The organism is Paramesorhizobium leguminum (assembly GCF_003217235.1).
GTDB classification, from domain to species: domain Bacteria; phylum Pseudomonadota; class Alphaproteobacteria; order Rhizobiales; family Rhizobiaceae; genus Paramesorhizobium; species Paramesorhizobium leguminum.
The window spans coordinates 26559-49260 of sequence record NZ_QJTF01000014.1; the positions used below are offsets into that span (position 1 = coordinate 26559).

Annotated in this window: 18 protein-coding genes; 13 read left to right on the plus strand and 5 right to left on the minus strand. The window is 58.2% G+C overall.

Annotated features, from left to right (window positions below; all coding sequences use genetic code 11):
• The first annotated feature begins 24 nt into the window (after positions 1–24).
• The 3 genes from C7477_RS12275 to C7477_RS12285 all read left to right on the plus strand — a co-directional run bounded on the left by C7477_RS12275 (position 25) and on the right by C7477_RS12285 (position 5128).
• The gene (locus C7477_RS12275) at positions 25–2172 is read left to right on the plus strand and encodes a bi-domain-containing oxidoreductase (RefSeq protein ID WP_110752512.1); all 2148 of its coding nucleotides are present in this window, start codon (positions 25–27) and stop codon (positions 2170–2172) included.
• 131 nt (positions 2173–2303) lie between these two features.
• Positions 2304–3941 (plus strand): heparinase II/III family protein, encoded by a 1638-nt coding sequence (locus C7477_RS12280; protein WP_110752514.1) that lies wholly within the window; start codon positions 2304–2306, stop codon positions 3939–3941.
• Entirely contained in the window at positions 3938–5128 is a 1191-nt protein-coding gene (locus C7477_RS12285) for a glycosyltransferase family 4 protein (protein WP_210206147.1), read from the plus strand. Before C7477_RS12280 ends, C7477_RS12285 begins: the two co-directional genes overlap by 4 nt.
• A gap of 170 nt (positions 5129–5298) precedes the next feature.
• On the opposite strand, the gene rfbA is transcribed toward C7477_RS12285, so the two are convergent.
• From rfbA to rfbC, 4 genes are read right to left on the minus strand one after another with little or no spacing between them, the layout of a single operon-like run.
• Positions 5299–6183 (minus strand): glucose-1-phosphate thymidylyltransferase RfbA, encoded by an 885-nt coding sequence (rfbA, locus tag C7477_RS12290; RefSeq protein WP_110752518.1) that lies wholly within the window; start codon positions 6181–6183, stop codon positions 5299–5301.
• 56 nt (positions 6184–6239) lie between these two features.
• Entirely contained in the window at positions 6240–7115 is an 876-nt protein-coding gene (gene rfbD, locus C7477_RS12295; protein WP_110752520.1) for a dTDP-4-dehydrorhamnose reductase, read from the minus strand.
• Positions 7116–7117: 2 nt separating this feature from the next.
• Positions 7118–8173, minus strand: coding sequence for a dTDP-glucose 4,6-dehydratase (gene rfbB / locus C7477_RS12300; RefSeq protein ID WP_110752522.1), 1056 nt, complete (start codon positions 8171–8173; stop codon positions 7118–7120).
• An 18-nt stretch (positions 8174–8191) separates the two neighbouring features.
• Positions 8192–8749, minus strand: a complete 558-nt coding sequence (rfbC, locus tag C7477_RS12305) for a dTDP-4-dehydrorhamnose 3,5-epimerase (RefSeq protein ID WP_110752524.1) — start codon at positions 8747–8749, stop codon at positions 8192–8194.
• Between the two features lie 267 nt (positions 8750–9016).
• Here rfbC and wecB point away from each other — a divergent pair, with 267 nt between their 5' ends.
• From wecB to C7477_RS12330, 5 genes are all read left to right on the plus strand, one after another.
• On the plus strand, positions 9017–10150 hold the full coding sequence (gene wecB, locus C7477_RS12310; RefSeq protein WP_281032542.1) for a non-hydrolyzing UDP-N-acetylglucosamine 2-epimerase: 1134 nt from the start codon (positions 9017–9019) through the stop codon (positions 10148–10150).
• 48 nt (positions 10151–10198) lie between these two features.
• On the plus strand, positions 10199–11455 hold the full coding sequence (wecC, locus tag C7477_RS12315; RefSeq protein ID WP_110752528.1) for a UDP-N-acetyl-D-mannosamine dehydrogenase: 1257 nt from the start codon (positions 10199–10201) through the stop codon (positions 11453–11455).
• A gap of 94 nt (positions 11456–11549) precedes the next feature.
• On the plus strand, positions 11550–13040 hold the full coding sequence (locus C7477_RS12320; protein ID WP_110752530.1) for an O-antigen polymerase: 1491 nt from the start codon (positions 11550–11552) through the stop codon (positions 13038–13040).
• 17 nt (positions 13041–13057) lie between these two features.
• The gene (locus C7477_RS12325; RefSeq protein ID WP_110752532.1) at positions 13058–13636 is read left to right on the plus strand and encodes a sugar transferase; all 579 of its coding nucleotides are present in this window, start codon (positions 13058–13060) and stop codon (positions 13634–13636) included.
• 29 nt (positions 13637–13665) lie between these two features.
• The gene (locus C7477_RS12330) at positions 13666–15006 is read left to right on the plus strand and encodes a hypothetical protein (RefSeq protein WP_146226097.1); all 1341 of its coding nucleotides are present in this window, start codon (positions 13666–13668) and stop codon (positions 15004–15006) included.
• Between the two features lie 302 nt (positions 15007–15308).
• Here the strand turns inward: C7477_RS12330 and aztD are convergent, their stop codons facing one another.
• Positions 15309–17117: a zinc metallochaperone AztD gene (gene aztD, locus C7477_RS12335; RefSeq protein WP_181418408.1), complete on the minus strand. Its 1809-nt coding sequence runs from the start codon at positions 17115–17117 to the stop codon at positions 15309–15311.
• Positions 17118–17518: 401 nt separating this feature from the next.
• Here aztD and C7477_RS12340 point away from each other — a divergent pair, with 401 nt between their 5' ends.
• From C7477_RS12340 to C7477_RS12360, 5 genes are all read left to right on the plus strand, one after another.
• Entirely contained in the window at positions 17519–18607 is a 1089-nt protein-coding gene (locus tag C7477_RS12340) for an ABC transporter ATP-binding protein (RefSeq protein ID WP_110752536.1), read from the plus strand.
• A gap of 33 nt (positions 18608–18640) precedes the next feature.
• Positions 18641–19924, plus strand: coding sequence for an ABC transporter substrate-binding protein (locus C7477_RS12345; protein ID WP_110752538.1), 1284 nt, complete (start codon positions 18641–18643; stop codon positions 19922–19924).
• A gap of 200 nt (positions 19925–20124) precedes the next feature.
• Positions 20125–21030, plus strand: coding sequence for an ABC transporter permease (locus C7477_RS12350; RefSeq protein WP_425373562.1), 906 nt, complete (start codon positions 20125–20127; stop codon positions 21028–21030).
• Position 21031: 1 nt separating this feature from the next.
• Positions 21032–21850 carry an ABC transporter permease gene (locus tag C7477_RS12355; RefSeq protein WP_110752541.1) on the plus strand — a complete coding sequence of 273 codons (819 nt, stop codon included), beginning with the start codon at positions 21032–21034 and terminating at the stop codon, positions 21848–21850.
• 33 nt (positions 21851–21883) lie between these two features.
• Positions 21884–22615 carry an aspartate/glutamate racemase family protein gene (locus C7477_RS12360; RefSeq protein WP_110752543.1) on the plus strand — a complete coding sequence of 244 codons (732 nt, stop codon included), beginning with the start codon at positions 21884–21886 and terminating at the stop codon, positions 22613–22615.
• Positions 22616–22702: the final 87 nt, after the last annotated feature.

A 22702-nucleotide genomic window follows, 5' to 3' on the forward strand; every position in this document is an offset into this window, starting at 1 on the left:
GCATGTGAAGAGAGCGAGACAAGGATGAAACAGATTTTGCAGGATATGAGCGGCGGCTCTACCTATCTGGCCGAGGCGCCGGCTCCGATCGCTCGCAAAGGCGCTTTGTTGATCGCGACGCGTATCAGCCTTATTTCGACGGGAACCGAGCGCATGCTCGTCGATTTCGGCCGCGCCTCGATGCTCCAGAAGGCACGCCAGCAGCCGGAACGCGTGAAGATGGTGCTCGACAAGGTCAAGACCGATGGGTTGTTGCCCACGATCGACGCCGTCCGCTCGAAGCTTAACCAGCCTCTCCCCCTGGGTTATTGCAATGTCGGTACCGTGATGGAGACGGGGGGGGACTGCGAAGGTTACTCGGTCGGTGACCGCGTGGTCTCCAACGGCCCTCACGCGGATATCGTCTGCGTGCCGAAAAATCTGTGCGCGCGGATTCCCGACAATGTCAGCGATGAAGCCGCTTCCTTCACCATATTGGGCGCGATTGGCCTGCAGGGGATTCGCCTTGCGGAGTCTACGCTGGGGGAAGCTTTCGTCGTCGTCGGCGTCGGGCTCATCGGCCTTCTGACGGTGCAGCTTTTGCTCGCCCAGGGATGCCGCGTTCTTGCGGTCGATTTCGATCCGGCCAAATTGCAGCTGGCGGCCCGGTTCGGCGCCGAAACCTGCAACCCGGCGGAGGGCGAAGACCCTGTCGCTGCCGGCATGGCGTTCAGCCGTGGGCGCGGCGTTGACGGCGTTATCATCACCGCTTCGACCTCGTCATCGGATCCCGTAACGCAGGCGGCGCGCATGTCCCGCAAACGCGGGCGGATCGTGCTGGTTGGAGTTACCGGACTGGAACTCAATCGGGCCGATTTCTACGAAAAAGAGCTGAGTTTTCAAGTTTCCTGCTCCTACGGGCCCGGCCGCTACGATTCCGGCTACGAACTGCAGGGGCATGACTATCCGGTAGGATTCGTGCGCTGGACCGAACAGCGCAATTTTGAAGCCGTGCTGGACATGATGGCAAGCGGACGCCTGGACGTCGAACCGCTGATTTCCAAACGAATTGCGTTCGAGGAAGCGCCGTCCGCCTATGATCTGCTGACCTCGGACAAATCCGCGCTGGGCGTTCTGCTGACCTATGCCGCGCAGCAAGAGGCGGTGTTACGGGAAACCAGGGTGCCGCTGAGCGATAAAATGCCCGTGTTCTCGGCAGATCGGGCGGTCTGCGGCTTCATCGGCGGCGGTAATTATGCGTCGCGCGTTCTCATTCCCGCTTTCAAGAAAGGTGGCGCCCAACTGCACACGATCGTCACGTCGGGGGGCACGAACAGCGGTATCCAGGGTCGCCAGGCAGGCTTTGCACAGGCGGCGAGCGATGCGGAAGCCATACTTTCCGATCCGGCGATCAACACGGTTGCGGTCGCAACCCGGCATGACACACATGCGGATTATGTCATCAGGGCATTGCGCGCGCGAAAGAATATTTTCGTGGAAAAGCCGCTTGCCTTGACGAACGAGGAAATCGACGCCGTCGAAACGGCCTATGCCGAAGCTGCCGGCGGGCAGAATGCGCCGCGGCTGATGGTCGGCTTCAATCGGCGATTTGCGCCGCATGTGATCAAGATGCGCGAATTGCTGGCGCCGGTAAGCGAGCCGAAGTCCTTTATCCTCACCATGAACGCAGGCGCCATTCCCGCCGACCACTGGACGCAGGATATAAGTGCCGGCGGCGGACGCATTATCGGCGAAGCATGCCATTATATCGATCTGATGCGCTTTCTCGCGGGAAGCCCCATCGTCTCGGTCATGGCGCGCCGCATGGGCAACGCGCCCGGTGTGGCTATTACCGAAGACAAAGCCGTCATCGTGCTCGGCTTTGCAGACGGCTCGTTCGGCACGGTCAACTATTTTGCCAATGGCGCCAAGAGTTTCCCCAAGGAACGGGTCGAAGTGTTTTGCGCCGGCCGCACGCTCCAGCTCGATAATTTCCGCAAGCTGACCGGTTTCGGTTGGCCTGGATTCAAGCGGATGGGCGGATGGTCGCAGGATAAAGGCCAGGACGCCTGCGCTGCCGCGTTCCTCAATGCGATTACGGAAGGGAAAGCCTCGCCCATTCCCGCGGCTGAAATCTTCGAAGTTGCCCGCGCAACAGTGGAGGCCGCGCGAATTCTACGTCAGCAACCGTAATTCGAACCGGGCGTCATCCCGCGAGCTGCCTTCCGCGGGGATTGCAAATTCAGCCGGGATGGCGAATTAAGGGGCGACTTCGCTTGCGCGCGCGGTCCCCTGTTCACCGTATTTGAAAATGGAAGAGAACAATGAATGTAGGCCGGTTGGCGCGAACTGTTATCCATTTGCAGCCCGGCCAGATCATCAACAGGCTCGTTCGCCGTCCTCCCCGTTTAAGCGGCATCGCGGGCGCGGCGCTTGCTTGCCGCGAGGCAGCGGGTCGCTGGACGATCCACGCGCCGCACCCGGCGAGCATGCTTTCGGAGACGCGGTTCCGTTTCCTTGCCGAAGAGCGCGAACTCGATGGCGCCGCGGGTTGGAATGACCCGTCGGCATCGCGCCTGTGGATCTACAATCTGCACTATTTCGACGATTTGCTATCGCCTGCGACCGACGAGAAAAAACTTTGGCATCGGGAGCTTATCGAAAGGTGGATCCGCGAGAATCCGCCGTTGAAGGGGGCGGGCTGGGAGCCTTATCCTCTTTCCCGGCGTACGGTAAACTGGATCGTTTCGGCATTGTCCGGCGCACCGCTGCCCGCCGGCTTCCTGGAAAGCCTGACGATCCAGGGAAAGGTGCTGCGGCGTTCGCTCGAATATCATTTGCGCGGCAACCATCTTTTTGTGAATGCCAAGGCGCTGATTTTTCTCGGCTGTTTTTTTGACGGTCCGGAAGCCGAGGAATGGCTCCGGTGCGGCCTGCGCATTATGGCCAGGGAAGCCAATGAGCAGATTCTGGCCGACGGCGGACATTTCGAGCGAAGCCCGATGTATCACGCCCTGCTGCTGGAAGACATGCTGGATCTGGTCCAGTTGAGCCGGTTATTTCCCTCGCTGCTCGAATCATACCAGGCGGACTGGTGTAACAAGGCGGCTCAGATGCTCGATTGGCTGGCAACAATGAGCCATCCCGACGGTGAGATCGGGCTGTTTAACGATGCCGCGTTCCACGAAGCCCGCAATCTCGCGGCCCTCAGCAAATATGGGGAGGAATTGGGTCTCGACGTCCCGAAATCCCGTCCAAGCCAGGCATGGCTCAGGGACAGCGGATATATTCGGCTGGCTGACGGGGCTTGGACGGCGCTTTTTGACGTGGCGCCGGTGGGGCCTGACTATATTCCGGGACACGCCCATGCCGACACCTTATCCTTCGAACTATCGCTCGGTGTGGAGCGCATCGTTACGAACGGGGGCACCTCGACATATGAAAACAGCCCCTTGCGTTGGGCGGAAAGAGCGACATCCTCCCACGCTACGGTCGAAATCGACGGCAAGAGCTCATCCGAGGTTTGGGGAAGTTTTCGCGTCGGGCGCAGAGCGCGTCCTGCCGGTGTTACATACTCGGCGGATGCCACGGAGGCGCAGGCCTCGCACGACGGGTATCGTTTTTTGACAGGAAAGCCGGTCCATGAACGCAGGGTTTGTGTCACCGGGCGGTTGGTGCGGGTGACCGACACGATATCGAGCCTAGGCAAGCACAACGCCGTCGCGCGCTTTCCATTGCACCCGTCGGTCGATGTCGAACAGCGTACTGATGGGGGATGGCTTCTGCGCATTGGCAGTGGCGAAATCATAGCGGTTCGTGTCGAGGGCGCGGTTGATTGCGATGTGGTGGATGGCCACTTTGCCCCGGAGTTCGGGATTCGCTTGCCACGCAAGGTACTGACATGGCAGATGTCCACGCCTTCATTATCGGTCGCAACGATATTCGAGCATGTCTCAAAGTGACAAAACGCATTCTTATCCTTACATATTATTTCCCTCCCGACCTGTCGGCGGGATCGTTTCGTGCCGATGCGCTCGTCAAGGCACTGGCGGCCGCCGGTGGTGACGACGTCCATATAGACGTCATCACAAGCATGCCGAACCGTTACGAAGCCGTGGCGGGTGTGCAGGCAGCCGAACGGGAGACCTGGGGCCCGGTTACCGTCACCAGAATTCCACTGCCGCAACCCGGAGCCAGCCGCGCGAGCCAGGCTGGGCGCTTTTTGCGTTTCGCCTTTGCGGCGACCCGGCACACAGCCGGCAAGCGATATGACCTCGTATTCGCCACCTCATCACGGCTGATGACAGCGGTACTGGGTGCTGGTGTCTCCCGCCTGAAAGGCGCCCCGCTTTATCTCGACATTCGCGACATTTTCGTCGAGACCATGGCCGATCTATCCAAGGGCGGAATGTTCGGCCATGTGATCAAGGTGCTGGATCAGCTGGAACGCTGGACCATAAGACAGGCAGATGGGATTAACGTCGTATCCGGCGGTTTTCTCCCCTATTTCCACGAACGCTACGGAAAGGGCCTCCATCCGGACGTTTTCACGAACGGGATAGACGAGGCGTTTGCAGGAGACTTCTCTTCCCCGGTACCCAGGCAGGATGACATTATCGATATCGTCTACGCCGGGAATATTGGCGACGGTCAAGGCCTTCACCTCATCGTACCTGCCCTTGCCGCAAAAACAGCCGGTCGGGCGCGTTTCAGGATAGTCGGCGACGGCGGTCGCATGAAAGATCTGAGGGAGGCGGTCGAGAACAGTGGCGTGACCAATGTTATTCTGGAATCACCTGTTCCGCGAGCGAGGCTCATCGATATTTATCGCGAGGCGGATGTCCTGTTTCTGCATCTCAATGACGTTGCCGCTTTCGAACGGGTGATTCCTTCGAAATTGTTCGAGTATGCCGCTACCGGGAAACCGATTCTGGCGGGCGTCAGCGGCTTTTGCGCCCGGTTTATTTCCGAAGAAATCGATAACGCCGGGCTGTTTCCCCCTTGCGACGCGGATAGCGGGATCATGGCGCTGGGGCGTCTTGAACTCGCAATCAAGCCTAGGGCGGCCTTCATGAACAAATATGAGCGCAGCGGCATCATGTCTACCATGGCGCAACGGCTACTTGATGTTGCGCGGGAAGGAAAATGAAGTGACGGCAATCTTTAGAGCATTTCATTTTTAGGTTGAAACGGTGATATTCTTTTATCGGTGCGGACTGTTTCACCGTTGAGCCCAAGCGATTCCATCAAAAGAGGAAGCTCTCTAACCGCGTCCCGAAAAGTTGCAGACTTTTCGGGATCACGCTTCAGGCGAAGCATTCATAATCCGAAGTCATATTTAGTCTTGCCAAGTTTCATCAGGTATTGGCCGTAATCGCTCTTGCCGAGCTCGATGGCCAGTGTGTGCAACTGGTCTTCGCCAATATATCCCATGCGGAAGGCGACTTCTTCCGGGCAGGCGATCTTGAAGCCCTGACGTTTTTCCAGCGTTCCCACGAAATCGGCGGCGTCCAGGAGGCTGTCCGGCGTGCCGGTATCGAGCCAGGCATAACCACGGCCCATCAATTCGACAGCGAGTTGGCTTCTCTCGAGATACATACGATTGACGTCGGTGATTTCGAGTTCGCCCCGCGCGGACGGTTTCAGGTTGGCGGCTATGTCGATGACCTGCTCGTCATAGAAATAAAGTCCGGTAACCGCCCAGTTGCTCTTCGGCAGGGCGGGCTTTTCCTCGATCGACAGCGCCTTCATCGTTTCATCGAATTCGACCACACCGTACCGTTCCGGATCGGTGACGTGATAGGCAAAAATGCGAGCGCCGCTGGATATCGAAGCGCCTGAACGAAGAAGCTCCGGCAGGCCGTGACCGTAATAGATATTATCGCCCAGAATCAGCGCCGACGGATTGCGCCCGACAAAGTCCGCGCCGATGATGAAGGCCTGCGCCAGGCCATCAGGGCTTGGCTGCACCGCATATTCGATAGAGATGCCCCACTGGCTGCCGTCGCCGAGAAGCCGTTTGAAGGCGTCGTTATCGTAGGGTGTGGTGATGATCAGGATTTCCTTGATACCCGCCAGCATCAGTGTCGTCAGCGGGTAATAGATCATCGGCTTGTCATAGACCGGCATGAGCTGCTTGGAGACAGCCCTGGTGATCGGATAAAGGCGCGTGCCGGAGCCGCCGGCTAGAATGATACCCTTCATGCTTTTTCCTTCATTGGTTCCAGTATGGGGCGGTTCCGGTATGGGGCGCGCGAATCTCAGAGCAGACGGTCAAGTACGGTCCGTGTGGATAGCTTCCAGTCAGGAAGGACTATTCCGTAAACATGCTTCAGTTTGCTGTTCGAAAGCAGCGAGTTTGCGGGCCGCCTGGCCGGAGTTGGATAATCGACCGTTGTGATGCGCTTGACCGAAATGGTCTTGCCGCTCTTCGCCCGCAATCCGGCAAAAATCTCTTCGGCAAAATCTGCCCATGTGGCTTCGCCGCTGCCGGTGAGATGGAAGACACCGCGCAGTTCGGGAGCCTGATCCTCTACAAGCCGCCTTGCGATCGTGATCACCGCATCGGCGATATCCAGAGCGCTGGTCGGTGTACCACGCTGATCGGCCACGACACTCACCGCATCGCGCGTTTCCGCCAGCCTCAGCATCGTCTTCACGAAATTGGCGCCAAAGGGCGAATAGACCCACGCAGTGCGCAGAATCACATGGTTTGGATTGACCGCGGCAATGCCCTTCTCGCCGGCCAGCTTCGACTTGCCATAGACGGAGACCGGCCCCGTGGCATCCGTCTCGACATACGCATCCTGCTTGTCACCGGAAAACACATAGTCTGTCGATAGGTGCACGACCGGGATGCCGAGCTCCCCGGCTATTTCGGCAACCGCCGCGGGCCCTTCGGCGTTGAGCGTCAAAGCCAGTTCAGGCTCGCTCTCCGCCTTGTCCACCGCGGTGTAGGCGGCAGCGGAAACGATGATATCCGGCGCGATTCCGGCAAGCACCGCACGTATCGATTGCCGGTCGGCCAGATCGAGTTCCGGACGCCCCGCGGCAATGATCTCCACGCCGGCGCCAGCCCCGCGCTCCACAAGAGCCGAGACGACCTGGCCCTGTTTTCCCGTCACCGCGATGCGCATGATCAGCCTTTTTTCAGAACGCCGAGCCGCTCGCCGGAATAGATGCCTTGCCTGAGGGGCTGCCACCACCATTCATTGTCCAGATACCAGCGCACAGTGCGCTCGATACCCGTGTCGAAAGTTTCCTGCGCCTTCCAACCCAACTCGGTTTCCAGCTTTGTGGCATTGATAGCGTAACGCGCATCGTGGCCAGGACGATCCGTGACATAAGATATCAGCTCCGCATACGGCTTTGCCTTCGGATGCAATTGGTCCATCAGTTCACAGATCCGGCGTACAACGTCGATATTGCGGCGCTCGTTGTGTCCACCGATGTTGTATTTTTCTCCAGGGCGCCCGTGCGAGGCGATCAGATCGAGCGCGCGGGCATGATCCTCGACATAGAGCCAGTCGCGGATGTTCGTGCCTTGCCCGTAGACCGGCAGCGGCTTTCCGTCGAGGGCGTTGAGGATGATCAACGGAATCAGCTTTTCCGGAAAATGATACGGCCCGTAATTGTTCGAGCAGTTCGACACGATCACCGGCAGGCCGTACGTACGGCACCATGCGATCGCCAGATGGTCGCTCGCCGCTTTCGAAGCGGAGTATGGCGAGGACGGATCGTAAGCCGTGCGCTCCTCGAACAGGCCTTCATCGCCGAGCGATCCATAAACTTCATCCGTCGAGACATGCAGGAAACGAAAGGCTTCCTTGCGGGCCGGTGACAGTTCGCTCCAGTAATGGCGCGCGGCTTCCAGCAAGCTGAATGTGCCCATGACATTGGTCTGGACGAAATCGCCGGCGCCATTGATTGAGCGGTCGACATGGCTTTCCGCAGCCAGATGCATGATCCGGTCCGGTTTGAACCCATCGATCGCCTCCGACATTTTGGAAAGGTCGCAGATATCGGCCTTCAGAAGGCGATAATTCGATGCACCGTTGATTTCCTTCAGCGAGGCAATATTGCCGGCATAGGTCAGCTTGTCGATGTTCAGCACCTCGGCGCCGGTATTTTTGACCAGATGCCGGACAAGGGCCGAACCGATGAAGCCCGCTCCGCCTGTTACGAGAATACGCATGGATCTCTCCGAAAAAGCTCAGTACTGGAAGAAGGGCGGCAGGTCCGCCAATGGGGGCTGCGCCCTGTCTTTGCCGGACAGAATAGCGTTGTCGATCGGCACAGGCCATTCGATGCCTATCGCCGGATCGTTCCACAGCAGGCCGCGATCGCTCACAGCGCTATATGGCGACGTTACCTTGTAGGAAATGATGCAATCGGGAACGAGCGTGGCAAAGCCGTGGGCAAAGCCCGCCGGAATCCACAGCTGCTCCCCCTTTTCCATTGAAAGCTCGGTGCCGAACCATTGACCGTAAGTCGGCGAGCCCGCGCGAATGTCCACGGCAACGTCGAAAATTTTTCCGGCGATACAACGCACGAGCTTACCTTGCGCGAATGGATCGATCTGGAAGTGCAATCCGCGAACGGTTCCGGGGGCCGCTGAGAAAGACTCGTTCTCCTGCACGAACGTCGCGTCCTCAATGTTCTCGCGGAACCACCCGTCCTTGAATATTTCAGAAAAATATCCGCGATGATCGCCAAGTCTTGTCGGCGTTATCATGGCCAGACCGGCCAGCGGCAAACGTTCGATCTTCATCACGCACCTGTCAGTTACCAATCCCTTGTAATTCGATCGAACCGGCTTGCAATAGCCTTATCACACATCCTGAACTTTGATCGATAGAGCGCCGGGGAAGCAGGATTGCCGTCAACGCGCGGTCCCACGACAATTGAAACCCGTCCATAAGCCTTGAAAGACCGGAAAACAGCCACTTTCTTTGACCAGGCAAGCGGTCCATCAACAGAACACTGCCCGTTCCGTCTTTTCCGCGTCTATTTCATCGGATAATAGACGAGCCAACCGGTGATCTTGGGGACTGATGTGGTGCAGCAGAAGCAGAAAACTATCTTATGCCTGGTGGGAACCCGGCCCGAGTGCATTAAAATGGCGCCGGTCATCAAAGCGCTTCAACAGGAAGATTGGGCAAGGCCGGTCGTCGTGAGCACCGGCCAGCACCGCGAAATGGTCAGAGACCTTCTTGGCCTGTTCGAAATCGAGATCGACCACGATCTGGACGTCATGGTTGCCGACCAAACTCTCGCTGGACTCAGCAGCCGTATTTTCGCTTCGCTCGACCCGATTCTCGCAAAAGAAAGCTTCGACCTCATCCTGGTGCAAGGCGACACCACATCGGTCATGATAGCCTCGCTGGCAGGCTTCTACAGGCATATTCCGGTGGGGCATGTGGAAGCAGGCTTGCGAACCCATGACATCGGGCGCCCGTTCCCGGAAGAATTGAACCGTGTGATCACGGGTCTGGTGGCTCAACTGCATTTCGCTCCTACGGCCCGCGCAGCGCAGAACCTGCTTGACGAAGGGAAAGATCCTTCCACCGTCCACATTACGGGCAACACCGTGATCGACGCACTGTTGAGCGTAGCAAATGGTGACGTTTTCTGTAGCTTCCCAAGCAGGAGCGATCGTCGCTTGATCCTTGTAACGGCACATAGACGCGAAAATTTCGGAGCGCCGATCAGGGAAATTTGCGGTGCGCTCCGCGATATCCACGATCGCTTTGCGGACGTTGAAATCGTCTATCCGGTGCATCCAAATCCGAACATTCATGGACCGGTGCATGAGTTGCTCGGAGAACATGCGCGGATCAGCCTAATCCCGCCGGCTGATTACAAGACCCTTGTCGCTCTTATGAAGCACTCGACTCTCGTCTTGACCGATAGCGGCGGAATTCAGGAAGAAGCACCGGGCCTGGGGAAACCCGTTCTGGTTCTGCGTGATGAAACCGAGCGGCCCGAGGCTATAGAGGCCGGCGTCGCCAGGCTCGTTGGCTCCGACCGCAAACGTATATTCGATGAGGCGGTAAAATTGTTGACCGACGGCAACGCGTACGCTGCGATGAGCCGTGGAGCTTCCCCCTACGGTGACGGAAGCTCCGCCTCGAAAATTGCCGATCTTTGCAAGCAGTATCTCTCACTCTGATTGTGAGCGATCCCGACAATCTCCCTACGGAGCAACCAGAGTTCCTTCATGACCGTTGAAAATCCCTTGTTCAAGACAGTATCGGTAATTGGTCTGGGTTATATCGGCTTGCCGACAGCTGCCACCCTGGCAACCCGTGGCCCGGAAGTTATTGGCGTGGACATCAGGCAATCCGTTGTTGACCGGCTCAACGAAGGCAAGGCTCATTTTTCGGAGCCGGATCTTGCCATGCTTCTGGAGGCAGCTGTCAAGACCGGCAAGCTTCATGCGGTGACGGAGCCGCAGCCGGCCGATGCGTTCATCATTGCGGTTCCAACCCCGTTTCTGGACGATAAATCCGCCGACCTGTCATATGTCGAAAATGCGACCCGCGCCCTGGCGCGGGTTATAAAGAAAGGCGACATCGTCATTCTCGAATCGACAAGTCCGGTCGGCACGACGCGCAAAATATGCGACTGGATCGGCGAAGAGCGTCCCGATTTGAAGCTTCCGCTCGACGGGCGGGCGGGAGATGTGAATGTCGCTTATTGCCCCGAGCGGATTCTGCCGGGAAGAATGGTATTCGAACTTGTCGAGAATGACAGGATCATCGGCGGAATGAGTGAGGCGTGCAGCCAACGGGCCGAAACCCTGTACAAGCTTTTTGTGCGCGGCGCCCTGTTGAGAACGACGGCAGCGACTGCGGAGCTGGTAAAACTCATCGAGAACGCTTACCGGGACGTGAACATCGCTTTTGCAAACGAGCTTTCGGTCGTCTGCGAAAAATTCGGGCTCAATGTCTGGGAGGCTATTGCGCTCGCCAACAGACACCCGCGCGTGAACATTCTCAGCCCCGGTGCCGGCGTGGGAGGGCATTGCATCGCCATCGATCCCTGGTTCTTGATTTCCGCGGCTCCGGAAGAGACTGCCTTGATGGCTGCCGCCCGCCACGTGAACGATAGCAAGCCGCTCCACGTGCTCGACCGGGTTCGCAAGCAACTGGACCGGTTCAAGCAACCGAAGGTTGCTTGCCTCGGACTGGCGTATAAGCCCGACGTCGACGATCTGCGTGAAAGCCCGGCGCTGCAGATAACGGCGGCGCTGGCGGATGAGGGTTTCGAAGTATTGGTGGTGGAGCCGCATGTCGATGAGCTGCCCAATGGTCTGGCAGGCCGCAAGAATGTAATAAAATGCGATCTCGACGACGCCATTCATCAAGCTGACGTCGTCGTTGCATTGGTTGGGCACTCTTCATTCAAGAATGTTTCGCGGGACGTTTTGCTGAGCCGAAGCGTGATCGACGCCGTAGGGCTTTGGCAACATTAGTGTACTTATCGATTGTCTTTACGTTTGAGGTCGCAAAAGCTCTTGACGCATGTAAAACGGCAATCGGCAATCTATACGATCCGGAGAAATTCGTATGCCTGAGCCCATATCGGCGTGGACCGTGACTGTTCTATTCAGCCTAGCGATAGGGGCTCTCGGCCTTCTGCTGCGCCGAAAAACGCAGTCCTGGTCTCATCCGGCGGTTGTCATGGCCTTGTTCTGGTGTCTAATGACGCTTGCGCCCATTCTCGGCGTGCCGGAACTCGTTGCCTCCCCCACTGCCATGGCGTTCATTTTCGCCGCCATGCTGGCCTTCGGGCTTCCGGCGTTTTTCATGGACTGGCGGCCCGCAGCCGCAGTTGTCGCGGCAAGAAGAGGCTCGGCGGCAACTCCTTTTTCCGGAAGCGAGCCGATCTATCTGTTCTTCGTCCTGCAAGGGCTGACGCTTGTCTTTATGGCCCTTAACCTGCAACTTCAGGGATATTCGTTGAGCTTGGTGATCACTGATCCGCTCATGGTCAGCTGCAAATATCTTGCAGCGCGTTACAACGGTTCGTTAGATGCCAATATCTTCAGCCGAGCAGGTACCGTTCTCAATTATATCGGAGCGCCGATTGGTGGTCTCATTGTTGCCAGCCGCCGTGGTTGGGCACTGAGCTTGCCTGTTCTCATCTTGAGTTTTCTGCCTTCGCTGCTGAGCGCCCTTCTCTATGCGGACAAGGGAGGCGTATTTCTGACCGCTGCCCTTTTTTACGGCGCCGTTATCGTTGCACGCACTGCAGCCGGAAATACGGCGCTGATTACAAAAAAGACCATCGGCACCTGCATTCTCGTCATGCTGGTTCTCGCGCCGGTAATTGCCGTCGCCATGCTCAATCGCGTAAACACCGAGTGCGCCGGCACTGATCGTACGGTCACGGTATTTTCGAATATCGGCGCAGTTGCCGGGGGAGGCGCAGTTGCTGGGGGAACGGACACGTTCAAGGATGCGCTGTCAAAAACACTGCCGGAACCACCCGCGCCCTCTGATGGGGTCATTAAAAGGGGTCGATCGTATGCGTTCGGGCATCTGTTCGCATTCTCGGACTGGTTCGACCACGAAATAGGTGCGATCCAAACAAAGACGTACACGGACCCGCAATTCCGTACCTGGGGCTTCTGGACATTCATGGGGGTCGGAAAATTTATATCGCCCGAATATTACTCGTCACTTCCAATTGGGTCTTTCGGCGAATATTTTCAGCGGGGAAACATCCGAGGCACCAATATCTACACGATGTTTCGCGGCCTGATTTATGATTTTTCCATCGTCGGGGCGATCGGAGCGATGTTTGCCGGTGGATGGCTCGCCAGCCTGCTGTATCGCCGCATGCTCACTATCGAAAAAGCTGCCTTTGCGCAGGCGTTTTATGTGTTCTTTTGGGGTTTTGTCTATACGTCCTACATGGTCAGCCTGCTGATATGGCCCAGCGTGTATGCTGCAGCCATGGGCTTCTTTTTGGTACTTGTCGCATTGCATACAAGTTCGGATAAAAAAATGTCGGAGTTGTTCGCGCGGATGCGCGGGACGCCGCGGCATAGTTGAAGGGTAAGGATTCGATCATGTATGTAGTCGTCGGCAAGCGCGCTTTCGACCTGGCGCTGGCGCTGCTGTTGGCCGTTCCGGCGCTGTTTTTGTGCATTCTCTGCGTGGTCGCCATCCGACTTGAGCGCACGGGACCGGCAATTTTCCGCCAGATCAGGGTCGGGCGCCATAAAAGGCCATTCGTGCTCTATAAGTTGCGAACCATGTCTCTGGATACGGGTGATCGTGCAAGCCATGAAGTCGCAGCCAGCCAGATCACCCGCAGCGGGCGTTTCCTGCGCCGCACCAAGCTCGACGAACTGCCGCAACTCCTCAACGTGTTGCTGGGCGAGATGAGCTTCGTCGGTCCTCGCCCTTGCCTGCCCAGCCAGCATGAGCTGATTGCGGAGCGGGCCGAACGAGGCGTATTCAGGGTAAGGCCGGGAATCACGGGACCGGCGCAACTGCAGGGCATCGACATGTCGACACCCCGCCGCTTGGCGGAGGTCGATGCTGCCTATGCCAAGAATCCGACTCTTCTCGGCGATCTCGAAAGCATTCTGCATACGGCAGTCGGGCGAGGAAGCGGCGACGCTGTGAAAGGGGAGAGAGGGTGAGGGGCATCAATACCAAAGAGAACCAAAAGATGAGTTTCATGGTAACGGCGCAGAGCAATAAGAATACGGACTGGCGCTACCGTCTTTCGACGATAATCCTACTTCTGGCGGCGTTTCCCATTCAAATCTACGCTGTACCCGGTTTCGAGATAACGCCTTCCTTGATCTTGGCCGCCGCCGTCTTTCTTCTGTCCAAGCCGAGCGAGAAAGCCATCTATGTGGTGATCGGTTTTCTCGCCATTTGCGGCCTGTTAGCACTTCTCGGCATGGTCGGTAACGATGGCAGGATTAAAAACCTCATCGGAGCAGCAAGCTTCTCCAGCGGATTTCCTTACCTTCTGGTCGGGCTTGTCTTTGCCAGCTACAGCATCGATATCGCAAAGCTCTGGCAGCCGGTCGCTGTGGCTGCTGTGCTGGTTACCGTGATATTCATGGTCGATCTATACTTGACGAATGGAAACCTGATCTTATCGGCGGCATACGACTCGGTAGCATATTCCGCTCCGGAAACGACCTTCATCAACTCCGTCTTTCCGTTCTATGGGAAATACGCGGTGATTACGCTGGCGACAATAGCGATGATGCTCGCCGGATTGTCGATCGCCGCAGCTTCCTCATTCAGGGGAAATTTCAAGATATTCGTTTTGATCGTCTCCAACCTTCTAATGTTCATATCGTTCACGACATGGACCCGGCAGGTCATGCTCGGCGTTATACTATTCTACGCAATTCTTATTGTAATGGCGTTCCGCCGCAAGGAAACATGGGTATCATTTGGCGTCTTCCTTATTCTTCTGGGACCTTGGGCCTATTTTTTGCAAGCGGATTCTCGGTCCCTGCTTTCATGGGAAGCGAACGGTCACGTCGTCGGCGCCGAAGGAATTGGAACGCATAAATTCCAAACAAGCATCGATTACCTGAAGGACGGCAATTTCGATAAGCTGTCGACGGGTCGCCTGCCTCTTTATAGGGACGCATTCAACCGGATCACGCCGCGAATTTTGTTGGGGGGATGCGGTTTCTGCAACATTGCGGATGTTTTGAAGTTTCCGTTCTCCAGCCTTCATAACGTTATATTGACGGCCGTTTTCAAAGGTGGCGTCATCTACGCCGCCATCTACCTTTGCGTTGCGTTTGGCAGCCTCATTCTCTTATGGTTCAGGAAGAAAAGCTTTAGCCGGGATGCAACATATGCCGTCGTCGCATCGATAGCAGTACAGTCGCTGTTCAATGATGTTCTGTACTTCCAGGTGGTGCCGGCGCTTTTGTTCACACTGAGCGGATACCTGATAGGATCAAGCTCGATAGGCGAGAAATTCTTCCTAAGAAGAGAAGTCGTAGCACCAGCCTTTGGATCCGGGACTCATTAGAGCCGCCAAGTGACGGCAGCCAACCATTTTTCAAGCTTTCCATCAGGACGGTGAGATCGGGCGCTCCCCGCATGTCGCCTTGCGATGGGCCGGCCATCACCTGTGCCATACGGGGAACTCGTTTGTTTTTGGCGCATGATCTTTTTCTGAAAAGTCTGCAACTTTTCAGGATCATGCTTTGTTTTTGACGCATGATCTTTTCCGAAAAGTCTGCAATTTTTTGCTGACGCTGACCTTTCGGTTCGGGATAACGCTTTTCGACCTGGGGCTGGACGCAAAAGGATGCGCGCAATGTCCCCTGGTCAGTGCGCCATCATCTCGCGCTCGATCTCGTTCGCACTCAAAGAGGATGGATAGTAGGTTGGCCAGTTGGTCACCTCCTCCAGCAAGGCGGCGCGATCGGTGCCCCAATAGAGGTGATAGTGGTCGGCGGCCTCCGGCGCGATTTTGTGGTCGCTGAACTGAATGTATTGCGGGGCGGCTTCGTCGCCCCCTGTCTTTTTGAAGATGAAGCGTACGCCGCGATTGCCTTTCGCATATGTCAGGATCTCATAGCCGTCGCCGGCATAGCGGGCCTCCAGCGGCTTTCCATTTTCAAAAAACTTCACGGTGTCGCCGTTGATCTCGATCCGCTCGACGTTCGTCCGGTAGCCGATCTCGTAATATGCCCGGTATTCGCCGGCGGACTTGTCGCCTTGCTCCGCCTTGTGCGCCATTACCGGATCGAGCGTCCCATCCCGCAGATAGGGATAGACCGACTGCCAATCTCCGGCCCAGTCCGAGAGGGGCCGCTCTTTCACCTGGTTGTCCTCAAAATATCCCTTGTAGATCGGGTCGTCGTGATCATGAGCGTGACCTTTATCACCTTCATGATCATGAGCGGCGCCGGAGCCGCCGACAGCTACAATAGAGAAGGGCTGGCCTTCGACAGGAATGGTCCGGATTTCCTTCAGCGTTTCCGGGTCGATCACGCGGATGACCGAGTTCCGTGGATCAGTGATCGCAATACGGCCATCGGCAACCGCCAGACGCGGGCGCGGATTGCGCCAGTGACCGTCCTTGCTATAGGGCTCGATGATTCTGGCCTTGCGGACGATCTCACCCTTGATCACGTCAAGCACATGAAGATTGCCATCTTCGGTAAGGATATAGGCGTTGCGGGGTGTTGCGGGATCGAGCAGAAAATCGACCCGCCGGGTCGGAAGCTCGATCAGCCGGTAGGGTTCTTCGCCGTCCGGATCTATGAGGACGACCCCGTCTTCACCGTAGTTGCCGAGGAAGAACTGCATCGCCTTGCCGCCGAGCAGGGTGCCGGTATAGCTCTTGCGAAAATCGGCGGGGTAGGGGAGCATTTGCAGCTTTGGCCCATCGATGCCGCCCGGTCGCGCGATGAGAACGCCTTCCTTGCAGCCGAAAGCGACGAGACGCGCCGAAGTGGCTTCGCCGTGGAGATCCGTGCATTTGGCGATCTCGCCAATCTGTTTGCCATCCTTATCCACAACCCGCAGGCCGACGCGGGGCGGCAGCTTGTCCGGCGCCGTTTCCGCCTTCGTATCGGGCGCGGACACAAGGACGTAGCGCCCCATGGTGACTGCTACGCCGTGATGGGGCTTCGTCGTATCTATGCTGCGTACCTCTGCCCTGCCTTCGAGAAGGGCCGCTTCGTCGATAATGTCCGCCCTGCCGCCCTGGTCATAGAAGAGGACTGCATGATCATCATGCGGAACCACATGGCCCGGGCGTGGGCCTTCAAAAATCACCGGCAGAAGCGCGGTATCCGAGACGTCCAGGTCGCGATGATCGCCATGATCGGAGAAGTCGATGCCGCTCTTGATGACATGCGTGATGTCATGGTCCGGTTGCGTGGCAAATATGGTCTTGCCGGAAGCGCTGGCGGCCAGCGCCGCATATCCTTTGAGATTGTAGCGGCCGAGTTCCTTGCCGGTTTCGAAGTCGATAGCACGAACGACCGGCTGCGTATGATCGGCGACGAACAGGCGCCATGCCTTCTTCGTTCCGTGGTCTTCACCGGCAAGTGCGCCTTGCGCAGCAAAGGCGACGGTCGCAGCCATTGCAGCCATCAGGCTGCTTGAGGCGGGAAATATTCTCATCGTGTTCCTTTCTTATTTGTGACGGAGATGGCTCGGTCTGCGGCGATATGGAGATGCCCTATGATGCGCAGCGGGGACGAACGCCGCAGAGCAGAGAAATGTTATTACGTTACCTCCTCATTTGTGGATGTAATAACATTACTTGAGCAGTTGCTGTCAACCCCGAGGATGTGATGAATCGTCGGCCTGCCTGACACGTTTATCTGAGCCGATCACAACCAAAGTTGCATGCAATCCATGCCAAAATAGAAGACGGTATGCATATGATTTGGGCAGTCTCTTTGTGAGGTGATTTTTTAACCGCACTTAGATTTCTGAAATCGTTTGATAAAATAAAATTTATGCGGAGCGACTGAATTGGCACGCGGAATGCATTGCTTTTCCCATGAAGAGGGAAATGCATGAGCAAAGCAGCCGCGATTGAGCTTGTTTCCGTCACCAAATCCTATGGCGCGGCGACCGCCGTGCGCGAAATATCTTTAAGGATTCCAGCCGGCAGCTATTGCTGCCTGCTCGGCCCGTCCGGCTGCGGCAAGTCTTCGACATTGCGGATGATCGCGGGACACGAGAGCATCACATCCGGCGATATCCGCCTTGGAGGAACCGTCGTGACGGATCTGCCGCCCGCGCGCCGCGGCACGGCGATGATGTTCCAGTCCTATGCGCTGTTCCCGCATCTCACCGTTGCGGAGAATGTCGCCTTCAGCCTCAAGATGAAAGGGGTGCCGAAGCCCGAGCGTCAGGCCAAGGCGCTGGATATGCTGCGTCTGGTGCATATGCAGGACCATGCCGGGCGCCGGCCGGCGCAACTCTCGGGCGGTCAGCAGCAGCGCGTGGCGCTGGCGCGCGCGCTGATTACCGATCCCGAAGCCTTGTTGCTGGATGAGCCGCTGTCGGCACTCGATCCTTTCCTGAAGATAAGGATGCGGGCCGAATTGAAGAAGCTGCAATCGGAACTCGGCATCACATTCGTCCACGTCACCCATAGCCAGGAGGAGGCGATGGCGCTGGCCGACCTGATCGTTGTGATGAATGACGGGCGGATCGAGCAGGCCGCGCCGCCGCGCACCGTGTTCGAGCGGCCCGCGACGCCGTTCGTGGCGCGCTTCATGGGGGATCATAACGTACTATCCGGTACGGTGGTCGGGACCGCGGGGGATGCCGTGACCATAGGCATGGACGGGGGCAACACCTTTGCGGCAAGGGGGGAGGGTAGCCCGAATGGAACCCGCGCCGACATCGCCATCCGCACCGACCGGGTGAGGATAGGCGAGGCGGGCGAGCCAACGCTCGGTTTCACCGGCAGGGTGGCCAATATCGAGTATCGCGGTTCCTCGGTGAAGCTGTCCTTGGCCGGGCCGGGCATCGATGATTTCACTGCAATCATCGGCGACACGGCGTTTTTCGCCAGCCCGATAAAGGTCGGCGACACGGTGCCGCTGGCATGGCGGGCCGACGATGCCATCGTTCTCGACCGTGTGAATGTCTAAAAAATCACCAAACAAGAAAAAGGGGAACTGCCTATGAACAAGACGACGAAAAGCGGAATTTCGCGCCGCTCCTTTCTCAAAACGGGTGCGGCTGCCGCCGGTCTTGCGGCCGGTTCGGGGGCCATTACCGGCTTCCCGACGATCTGGGCGCAGAATCCGATCACGCTGCGCCAGTTCGGCACCGGCGTTTCGAACATCAACGCCATCGCAGAGAAGTGCAAGCAGGACCTCGGCATCACGCTGGAAATGACGGCGACGGATTCCGACGCCGCCGCGCAGCGCGCCGTCACCCAGCCGGATTCCTACGATATCGCCGATATCGAATACTGGATCGCCAAGAAGGTGTTTCCATCCGGCGTCATGCAGCCGATGGATGTTTCCAGGATCAAATATTACGACAAGATCGTGCCGCTGTTTATAGACGGCAAGCTCAAGCCGGACAGCGTGATCGCGCAGGGGACCGCGCCGCATACGGTCGGCTTCGTCGAGGCGCCCGACGCCAAGACCTTCGCCAAGGAACCGACCAAGTGGATGACGCTGATCCCGACGATCTACAATGCCGATACGCTCGGCATCCGTCCCGATCTCGTTGGCCGGGATATCACCAGTTGGGCTGATATCATGGACCCGGCTTTCAAGGGCAAGGCCGCGATCCTCAACATCCCGTCCATAGGCATCATGGATGCGGCCATGATCATGGAAGCGATGGGCAACATCAAATATGCCGACAAGGGCAATATGACCCGGGATGAAATCGACAAGACCATCGATTTCATGATTAAGGCCAAGCAGGACGGCCAGTTCCGCGCCTTCTGGAAATCGTTCGACGAGAGCGTCAATCTGATGGCGTCGGGCGAGGTGGTCATCCAGTCCATGTGGTCGCCTGCGGTTGCGGCGGTGCGCTCGAAGGGCATCGCCTGCAAATACCAGCCGCTCAAGGAAGGCTACCGCGCCTGGGGCGGCGGGCTTGGCCTTGCCCGGCATCTTACGGGCGCCAAGCTCGATGCGGCCTATGAATATATCAACTGGTACCTCTCCGGCTGGGTCGGCGCCTATCTCAACCGCCAGGGCTATTACTCGGCGGCGATGGAAACGGCCAAGCAGCATATGTCCGCCGACGAGTGGGGCTATTGGGTTGAGGGCAAGCCGGCGCAGGGCGATATCATGTCGCCGGAAGGCAAGGTGCTCGAAAAGGCCGGCGCGGTGCGTGACGGCGGCTCGTTCGAGGAGCGCATGGGCAAGGTCGCCTGCTGGAACTCGGTGATGGACGAGGACCGCTACATGGTCCGCAGGTGGAACGAGTTCATCGCGGCGTGAGTTCGCACCCTCCCTCCCCCTTGCGGGGAGGGTGGCCCGTAGGGCCGGGTGGGGGTGGTAAAGGCAGCGCGCTACAGTCTGTATAAGTAGCGCAAACGTTACCACCCCCATCCGCCCGCTCCGCGGGCACCTTCCCCGCAAGGGGGAAGGAGGCGTACACCCGCAGACGTTTTAAAAGAAAATTTTAGAGGATGGCAGCCATGACCGTCGCCGCCGATGAGCCGCTCGTACACGCAGGCGCCCGCGCTCGAAGCTTCGGCTTCGCCCGCTCCGCATCCCATCTCCAGGCGCTGCCGCTCACGCTGATCCTCGGCTTCTTCTTCGTCCTGCCCATTCTCACCATCATCATCGTCAGCTTCTGGGATTATGATTTCGCGGGCATCTACCCGGATTTCATGACCATGAACTATACCGACACGCTTGGCTCATGGGTGACCTGGAAGACTTATCTGAACACGCTCAAATATGCCGCCATCGTCTGGGCGCTGACGCTGGTGATTGGGTTCTGGGTCGCCTATTTCCTCGCCTTCCACATCCGCTCCACCGCCATGCAGATGGTGCTTTTCCTGATCTGCACAGTGCCTTTCCTGACCTCCAATATCATCCGCATGATTTCCTGGATTCCGGTTCTCGGGCGCAACGGCCTCGTCAATTCGACGCTGGTTCAGGCGGGCATTGTCCCGGCGCCGATAGAATGGCTGCTCTATTCGGAGTTTGCGGTGGTCCTTGCGATGGTGCATCTCTACACGCTCTTCATGGTGACGCCCGTCTTCAACACGCTGATGCGTATCGACCGCTCGCTGATCGAGGCCGCGCGAGACGCGGGCGCCACCGGCTGGCAGACGCTGTGGAATGTCATCATACCGCTCGCAAAACCCGGCATGGCGATCGGCACCATTTTCGTCGTCACGCTTGTCATGGCCGATTTCTCCACCGTGCAGGTCATGTCCGGCGGGCAGAGCGCATCGGTTGCGCTGATGATGAAGAACCAGATGTCGCTGCTGCAATATCCCGCCGCAGCCGCGAATGCCGTGGTGCTGCTCGTTCTGGTCCTCATGATCGTCGCCGGCATCCTGCGCGTCGTCGATATCCGCAAGGAGCTTTGAGATGCCCCACGAGAAACGCACACTCGGCTTTTATGTCCTCGCCGCCTTCTTCACGCTTTTCGTGCTGTTCCTTTACGGGCCGCTGTCGGCGATCCTCATCCTCTCGTTCCAGGGGCCGGATGGCGGGCTGACCTTTCCGCTGAACGGGGTTTCGCTGCACTGGTTCGGCAATCTCTTCGAGCGCCAGGCCGTCGGCGACTTCGGCGCGTCCTTCACGCGCTCCTTCCTGCTCGGCCTGATGGTGATGGCGGTGACGGTCGCGGTCTCGCTTCTCGCCGGGCTGGCCTTCCGGCGGCGGTTCAAGGGGGCATCGGCGCTTTTCTATTTGAGCGTCGCCAGCCTCGTCGTGCCGTCGATCATCGTCAGTCTCGGCATCGGCGTGGTCTTCCAGCAGCTTGGCCTCAAGCCTGCCTGGTATTCGTCCGCCTTCGGCGCGCATCTCACCTGGACGCTGCCCTTCGGCGTGCTGATCATGTTCGCCGTCTTCAACCGCTTCTCGCCCGCTTACGAGGAAGCCGCGCGCGATCTTGGCGCAACGCCCTGGCAGACGTTCCGCCATGTCGTCCTGCCGATGATCGCGCCCAGCCTGATCGGCGTCGGCCTGTTCGGCTTCACGCTCTCCTATGACGAGTTCGCCCGCACGCTGATGACGGCGGGAAGCTACAACACGCTACCGCTGGAAATCTACGGCATGACCACGAATGTGACCACGCCGGTACTCTATGCGCTGGGTACGGTCACCACCGTTTTTTCCTTCCTCATTATTCTGGCTACACTCGGCTGTATCGCCTGGCTCAACCGGCGCCGTGCGCGCGGCTAGATCATACGGCTCCAAAGGAAGATCACCCACCCAATGCGTATTCTCATCGTCAATCCCAACACGACCGCCAGCATGACGGTCACCATCGAGGCCGCCGCGCGTCGTGTGGCGGGCGACTCGACCGTGATCGAAGCGGTTACTTCCAGCATGGGGCCCGCTTCCATCGAGGGCTATTATGACGAGGCGCTAGCGGTGCCGGGATTGCTCAAGGAGATCAGCCAAGGCGAGCGGGAGGGCGCGGATGCCGCAATCATCGCCTGCTTCGACGACACGGGGCTCGATGCCGCTCGTGCGATGAGCAGCATTCCGGTTATCGGCATCTGCGAGGCGGCGCTGGCGACAGTATCCTTCATCGCCCAGCGCTTTACTGTCGTCACCACCACGCAGCGGTCCCGCGTGCCGATCGAGGCGCTGGTCCGCCGCTACGGCGCGGAGGGCCGGGCAAAGGTTCGCGCGGCGGATATTCCAGTGCTTTCGCTGGAAGACCCGCTTTCCGGCGCAACGGAGAAGTTGCGGGCGCAAATGGCCTCAGCGCTGGAGGAGGACGGGGCGGAAGCCATCGTGCTGGGATGCGCCGGCATGGCGGATCTGGCCGCCAGGCTTCAGGACGAGTTCGGCGTGCCTGTCGTGGACGGCGTCGGCGCTGCGGTCAAGCAGGCGGAGGCGCTGGTCGCGCTGGGGCTCTCCACCAGCAAACGGGGCGCTTATGCTTTTCCGGCGCCCAAGGTATATACGGGCTTGTTGGCAGGGTTTGGAATAGGATAGAGCAGCGGCTTCTTAGATGGAAACGTAGTGCGCCCTTCACCCTCGTGGTTCGAGGCTCATTTCGCTTCGCTACATTCACACCTCACC

What these genes read in the sequence shown, in the direction of transcription:
- C7477_RS12275 (WP_110752512.1), top strand. Translation starts at nt 25, where the DNA reads ATGAAACAGATTTTGCAGGATATGAGCGGCGGCTCTACCTATCTGGCC.
- C7477_RS12280 (WP_110752514.1), top strand. Translation starts at nt 2,304, where the DNA reads ATGAATGTAGGCCGGTTGGCGCGAACTGTTATCCATTTGCAGCCCGGC.
- rfbA (WP_110752518.1), bottom strand. Translation starts at nt 6,183, where the DNA reads ATGAAGGGTATCATTCTAGCCGGCGGCTCCGGCACGCGCCTTTATCCG.
- rfbD (WP_110752520.1), bottom strand. Translation starts at nt 7,115, where the DNA reads ATGCGCATCGCGGTGACGGGAAAACAGGGCCAGGTCGTCTCGGCTCTT.
- rfbB (WP_110752522.1), bottom strand. Translation starts at nt 8,173, where the DNA reads ATGCGTATTCTCGTAACAGGCGGAGCGGGCTTCATCGGTTCGGCCCTT.
- rfbC (WP_110752524.1), bottom strand. Translation starts at nt 8,749, where the DNA reads ATGAAGATCGAACGTTTGCCGCTGGCCGGTCTGGCCATGATAACGCCG.
- wecC (WP_110752528.1), top strand. Translation starts at nt 10,199, where the DNA reads ATGACCGTTGAAAATCCCTTGTTCAAGACAGTATCGGTAATTGGTCTG.
- C7477_RS12320 (WP_110752530.1), top strand. Translation starts at nt 11,550, where the DNA reads ATGCCTGAGCCCATATCGGCGTGGACCGTGACTGTTCTATTCAGCCTA.
- C7477_RS12325 (WP_110752532.1), top strand. Translation starts at nt 13,058, where the DNA reads ATGTATGTAGTCGTCGGCAAGCGCGCTTTCGACCTGGCGCTGGCGCTG.
- C7477_RS12330 (WP_146226097.1), top strand. Translation starts at nt 13,666, where the DNA reads ATGAGTTTCATGGTAACGGCGCAGAGCAATAAGAATACGGACTGGCGC.
- aztD (WP_181418408.1), bottom strand. Translation starts at nt 17,117, where the DNA reads ATGAGAATATTTCCCGCCTCAAGCAGCCTGATGGCTGCAATGGCTGCG.
- C7477_RS12340 (WP_110752536.1), top strand. Translation starts at nt 17,519, where the DNA reads ATGAGCAAAGCAGCCGCGATTGAGCTTGTTTCCGTCACCAAATCCTAT.
- C7477_RS12345 (WP_110752538.1), top strand. Translation starts at nt 18,641, where the DNA reads ATGAACAAGACGACGAAAAGCGGAATTTCGCGCCGCTCCTTTCTCAAA.
- C7477_RS12350 (WP_425373562.1), top strand. Translation starts at nt 20,125, where the DNA reads ATGACCGTCGCCGCCGATGAGCCGCTCGTACACGCAGGCGCCCGCGCT.
- C7477_RS12355 (WP_110752541.1), top strand. Translation starts at nt 21,032, where the DNA reads ATGCCCCACGAGAAACGCACACTCGGCTTTTATGTCCTCGCCGCCTTC.
- C7477_RS12360 (WP_110752543.1), top strand. Translation starts at nt 21,884, where the DNA reads ATGCGTATTCTCATCGTCAATCCCAACACGACCGCCAGCATGACGGTC.